At 40.4% G+C, this 6658-nt stretch carries 1 protein-coding gene; it reads right to left on the reverse strand.

Annotated features, from left to right (window positions below; all coding sequences use genetic code 11):
• Nucleotides 1-586 precede the first annotated feature (586 nt).
• Nucleotides 587-6589 (reverse strand): Cna B-type domain-containing protein, encoded by a 6003-nt coding sequence (locus DW769_RS15850; protein ID WP_243105478.1) that lies wholly within the window; start codon nt 6587-6589, stop codon nt 587-589.
• Nucleotides 6590-6658 lie beyond the last annotated feature (69 nt).

Consider the following 6658-nt stretch of genomic DNA (forward strand, 5'->3'; position numbering starts at 1 on the left):
TCTGCAATACGAGACATACTCAAACTTATTGATTGTTCGCCCCTTCGCTCCATCTCCATTACAGAGACTTCTTCGCTACTATGGGCTCGGCTGACTTCTCACAGTTCGTTGTTACTAGGCTAATGAAACCTCTGTGAGACCTCCACGCTTAAGGTGCACGCTCTTTCCTCTCATATATCCGCCACATTTACTCGGTTCCTACAAACGGCAACTTTACGGCTTTGTCTTATTTAGCAGACTTACCAAGCGGAACCTAGCCTCATATGTGATTTCTGTCCGTCGGACCAAGAGTTTGCTTACAGCTTCCTTCAGATTCTACCTTACGATAGACACCCTTGCTGTTCAGCTATACACTTCCTTGTCGCCTAGGCGTGTTCGGGACTTTCACCCGTTAGAGCGCGCCCATGGCGCGCAAACTAAAATATCGCCAGCCATAGCATGGCTGACGATACAAAAATTTATTATTTTTTATTGTCCTCTTGACGGGGAGCATACCATTATTATAGTGGTTTATTTTTTTTATTCCAATGCAACAAACATGTAAAATGTCTGATGTATTTTTGCAAGTTTTGTTCCATAGCAGTGTTTATCTTATTTTCCGTCTTCTTCTGAAAAACAGAATCATGATAATACTTATGGCAAATAGTAACCATACATGCCTGCTTGTTTCCAGACGAACCCCTGTTTCCGGTATTAATTGTGTGTTTTCGTTTGTGATTTTTAACTCAATCACGTCTCCTCGTGCAGCCTCAATCCGCTGCTTCATGACAGCTGTATTTCCATTCGATGTTGCCTGCACTGGATTTGAATACTTATCATTCTCTTCTTTTTTAGAAATCGAAACAGCGTATTTTGATGTATCAACAGTTTCTGTTATTATGATATCCGAAGATATATCTACATTTTTTAATGTAACTTTATCTCCATGTTTCAAAGAAGTTCTAATTGTCTTGCTACGCAGCTTTTGACCATCTTCCCAATAGAGAATTTCCATATCAAATGGCTTCTTGCGGTTTCCAAGTGGACCAGTGACTTCCTTTGTAATCTCAACCGTCACCCCGCCTTTTTGCGGATGATTAACGATATGTCTGTCCGAAACAGCTCTCCAGGTATTTGTCATCGATGATTTCTCATATAGGAATAAAATATCGGATTCTACATCGACCATATATAAATTAAAGTTATCCTGATACTGTGTTTTGGTTTTATCTGCTTTGTCCTTTTTGTTTGGAGTAACAGATTCTACCATCCAGTATCGTCCGTTCTCAAAGTCCTCCGGTAATTGAAGCATTCCATTTTCATCTGTTTCTAAGGAACGATACGTCGTACACGTTTTTCCATCCTTTTTCAGAACGATATCGTCCTTGCTCTGTGTATTGTCATAATCTACTGTATATCCTGTATCATCTGCATATTCTTTCGTAACATCATCATACGGTACTTTATAGAACAGAAAACCTGCACCAGCAAGTCGGTTTCTTAGAAGATCATCCGTCTTTAAGAAACTTCGTTCAGCAAGATTGAAATGCAGATTCTGCACTTCCAGTTCCATCTTGGAAACATCCTTGAACTCATTCTCATCCTTCGGGAATATTTGTTGTCCATTTGAATCGAAATACTGAATCTCTGGATAAATAACTTCATAATATAGGAAACCATCCCCGTAGTCCGAAGAATAATGTGTCTTTCCTATCTCGATTTCTTCCACCTTATATTCCACCGGATTTCTGTCCTGGAATAGTGGAACATTGTCGACTGTGTGTTCCCATCCGTTCTCTTCATTCAGCAAGAATTCCTGTCCTGTAGAAATTCCATTCTGATACAATCTGATTTTCACCTGTTTTTCCGTCAGTGCATCATTTGGATTTTCCCATGTCTTTTTGATATGCAGAGTGCCTGTTTTAGCAAAATTTCGGATATTAAGGCTGGTATCTCCTCGCTGAAGCAGAACAGATTTTCCGTCTATCTTACCATCAACTGGTGCCTTAACAGCCTCCTGATTTTCGTTAGCCTCCCTATCCACCAGTTTTGCATCAGTGATTTTGAATGCTCCATTGGCAATCTCAACTGTGATCTGTATATCTCCTGTGTCTACATATCCCGTCGGTAAGTTTGTCTCTCGCAACAAATACGTCTCAGTTGCTGTTCTGTTCTGTTTGTTTTCATCTTGTAACGGAATGTGAAGTTGTGCGATTCCGTATTTATCAGTTGTTACCGTTTCCTCCTCAACACCGTTCTTACTGACAGCAAAATTGATCTTCTCCATTCCCTGTCCGGTAGACTCATCAAATTTGTTCAGTGTGAGTATTCCCTCTTTCTGATAACGATTCTCCAATTCAATAGTAAGAGTTTCACCACCGCGTCCAATTCCACGTCCTGTGAATTTAATTCCACTTTCTGGATATGCTTCCCATGAATTTACATTATCTCCTTGTTCATGAGAATTGCGAACATTGTACCAACCTGAAAATTTCACATTCGAATCTTTTGGCTTATAGTTGTACTCTTTTAATGTGTATTTCCAGAATGAGTCCGCCTTAACGATCCACGTACAGCTTGTATGTGTATCATCTGTCCATGTACCTACAACTTCTATTGGAGCATCCTCCGCTTGCGGAGCTTCTGCATCCGGTTTCTGGCTATCTTCTGAAGGAAGCACAAGTTTCATATGCTCATGAAATGCAGGTGGCTGAGGTTTTCCATCTAAAAGCTTTTCATCCATATCTACCTGGATATAATAATCTTTCTTGACTTCCTCTATTGCTTCCGGCATTCCGACAAAATCTTTCTTTACTGTCAGGTAACCATTTTTTGCTACAATACGTCCGTCAATATGCCACCCATCGGACATTTCACTTTTGAAAGAATACCAATAAATGGTGAAGAATTCGGTATCTAATTTCGATGGCGGAATCTCCCTGTCTCCGATACGAATCATACGTCCGCTTTCACGAATTGTCTGGAATACCTCTTCATCGGAAGGAATTCTATCTATCTTGTAGATATAGTCTCCATTTCCAATATATCCCTCATCTGGTTTAGTTCCCTGCAAAAGTTCTTGCACTCTCTTATTTCCATCCGCATACTGTTCCCACGTAGATGGATTCTTATTTCCAAGAACTGGAACATCATGCAATATACTTGCCTTCACATTACAGTTTGCCACGGCAACCGCACTTGTATAATCGTCTACATTCGTGGTTGGTAATGCTACCGAACCATCTTCCGGCATCGCTGACTTACAGATATAAAACTGTACCTGTTTTCGATTTTGGTTACTCACCTTACGCCACGCTGCATAGAGGGTGATTGGCTGTCTTGCATTATTATTTATAAGATCAGAAATAGAATCCCCTGCACCGCATTCCTGCCACTTTCCGTCTTTGTTTCTGTAATCCCAATGATCGAATTCATACTGTTCCAACTCTTTGCTGTCATTATCTTCATGATCATAAACCAGAGGATATGGTGACTTAACGTTATGTTTTCCAGCTTCTATTTCATTCTCATAATCATCTGTATGTCTTGTCTTATTCTCAACCTGAGGGGTCAACTTAGCTTCCTTAGGAAGTTTCTTCATATAACGAGTTGTATTATAGATAACCCTGACTGCCCCAGACTCCAGCGGTTTGTCTGCGATCACCTCATAAGATGAGTTAACATTCGGAATTTCAAATTTTACCTTATCATCTCCGGACGGTTCCGGAAGAACCTCATTTTCGTCCCTGTCATTAGATGTACAACTCCAGACAATCTCCTTGCCATAATACTCACCTTCTAAACTTGCCCTCTTTGGTACTTCCACAGTATATGCTTCCCCATGGCCTACATACTGTCTCTTAATCGCCTCTCTTTTGGTCAGGTTCAGTGGATCCAACACTTCAATCAGATGAAAACTTCCCTCTACACTGAAATGTCTTCCTGCCAGCCCAACCTGAGAAGAAAGTCCTGTCAAACGATCAAAATAATTTTCGATTCTGTCTGGATTCAGTGGGTTTGGCTGTGAGAAATAATAGACAGATACATCTTTCCCGTTTTTCAGGACAGGAATATACCATGTACCATCGTTGTCCTTATAAGGGTGCTGTACAAACACACGGCTGTCTGTCGCATAACCAAACAGAATCTTCTCTTTCTGATCTGCGCCGGGCTCCAGCTTGCTCGGAGTGAAACCAAACTCACTGTAAATTTTAGAAATCGTATCATCTGGTGTAGCTCGCAAATAATAACGACTGGCTCGGCCACTGTTTGCTTTGATTATGTAATGCTGCTCAGCATTAATATTTTTTATCAGCTTATAATGTCCATCGATAAATACATAAAAACTAATATTTGCTTCTTTTGTTGCTGCCGGTTTTTCTGTATTATCAGGAACAATCACATATGGACGTACTGCATCATCTGGCTTAATAGTAAAGCTCATGGTATGCTTTGCTTCATTTTTACTCCATGTAACTTCTGAAAGAGTACCATCTTCCTTTCTGCATTCCCAGTTTATATCCTGCGTTTGTTCTTCTACACGCGGCTTTGTACTAACTGTTCTTGTAAGTGTTGACTTTCTTGCAACAAAATCAATTGCCGGAAGATCACGCAAAGCTGTTTCGCTGTAAACCTGTCCATCTTCATCCTGTACTGTCACACTGTAAAAACCGTTATATCTATGATCGTCGTGTTCGAATAAGGTCTTTGCACTCATGGTATCAATTTTTTCTCCATTTGGCAGGTAATACACATCCATCGGCTCTCCGGACTTTCCTATATAAATACATTCATGACCTTCTATCGTGTATTTCCCTGCATTATGGATTGTATCGTAATCTCTCTTGGAATAATAAAAACGCTCTTTTGCTTCATTTTGAATAGAACCATCGTAATGAAATTTTTCAAAATGCTTTTTTAACTCATCATTAGAAATATAATAATAAACTGTTCCCGGCTTTGTTGTAGTATCTTTTATAACAGGAATTTCTTCGTTTAGAACATTATATCTCTCATTATTTACAAAAGTATAGAATTTAATGTTCAAGGTTGCTGGTGCAAAAGTGTTGCATGCAACCGTATATGGTTGCTCTATCTTTCCAATAGAAAAGGTTAGTTTATCGCCCTGTTTCACCGGAGAAATTGTTTTATTTTCATCCTCACTGGCACAAAGCCAGTCGCTTTCCTCCGTATCTCCAGGATCAACGGAAATTGTGACCGCAGAATCTTTCTTATAGTAACTCACAGTTCGATTTCCATCCGGATTGATCACTGTAACCGAATAGAAACTGTTCTTATTCTGCTTCATCTGGTCTGAATTATTATCCGGAATTTTTTCGCCATCAGATGCTCCTTTTGGCATATAATAAACGTCTGTTGGTACAGTTGCTTCCTGCTTGTCCAGGTTATAAGATACATATTGCTGTCCTTTATAAGTTACCACTGTCGCCTGTGCTAATGTCTTCTCACCACGGACTGTATATGGAAAATAATTTCCGGACTGTGTTTCCTCTGCATTCAAGCCGAACTCTCTATAAATCTCAGCAAGATCACTGACAGATAAATAGCATCTGCCCTGACGGTTCCATTTATACACCTTTTTCAGAGAATCAGCCGGCAGCTTTCGAACCTCATTGTCTGCATATATATAAAACTGAATGTCAAAGGCTGTCTGATCCGCTCTCTGGATCACATAAGACTGTGTGATCTTTCCGATTGTGAACCTCGTCTGGTTCCCTGATTCCCGTATACCATCTATCACCTTATCATCTGTTCCCATACAGGTCCATTCGATCTGGTCTGTCTGGTCCGACAATTGGGGATTAAAATCAGCCACAGCTTCTTCCACTACAGTTCCTGTTAATGCATAACGAATCCGATCCTGCCCTTCTCCCTTTACCTCTACGGAATAAAACGAGTTGTCCTTTTTTACAGAATCTTTTAAATTTAATGCAAAGCCTTTTCCATTTGGAAGGTAGTAAACATCTATCGCTTTCCCTTGTTTATTCTGTCCATAATTGTAAGAAACATATGTCTTTCCGGATTCTGTGTCTGTATAAACTTTTCCGTATTCTATCCCGCTTTTTCCCCGGTATGCAGACACAAACTTCTCATCTGCAACAGGATTCTGCCCATCACTTCCTTTTACAAATCCAAATTCTTCATATATCAGGAGCAGGTCCTCAATGGAAACACCATAGTAGGTAGTTCTTCCGTCTTTCCATGTTGCAATGCCGGTAATGTCATTATGCTGAAGCTTTACCTTGTTTCCATCAATAATGACATAGAAATCAATATCAAATCCTTCGGAAATCTCCTGAAGTTTCGGTGATTCCTCTTGTGCAATCTGCTCCTCGAAGGCTTTTTCTTCTTCTGAAAGCTCTCCCTGGGATGGAGTAATTTCTTCCTCCGGAATCTCTTCTAATGGCGGGGTGATTTCCTCTCCAGGAGTCTCTTCTAATGGCGGGGTGATTTCCTCTCCAGGAGTCTCTTCTAATGGCGGGGTGATTTTCTCTCCAGGAGTCTCTTCTGATGGCGAAGTATTTTCTTCTTTCGACGTCTCTTCCGACAATGATGTACTTTCCTCCGGAATAAAATCTTCTGTGCGCATTTCACCCTCTTGAGTACTAAGTTAGCAACCACCAGTTCAACTGGTGGTTTATTATTAGCCCTCCAAAGG

The sequence above is a fragment of the Blautia sp. AM29-29 genome (assembly GCF_003480555.1).
Taxonomy (GTDB): Bacteria; Bacillota; Clostridia; order Lachnospirales; family Lachnospiraceae; genus Fusicatenibacter; species Fusicatenibacter saccharivorans.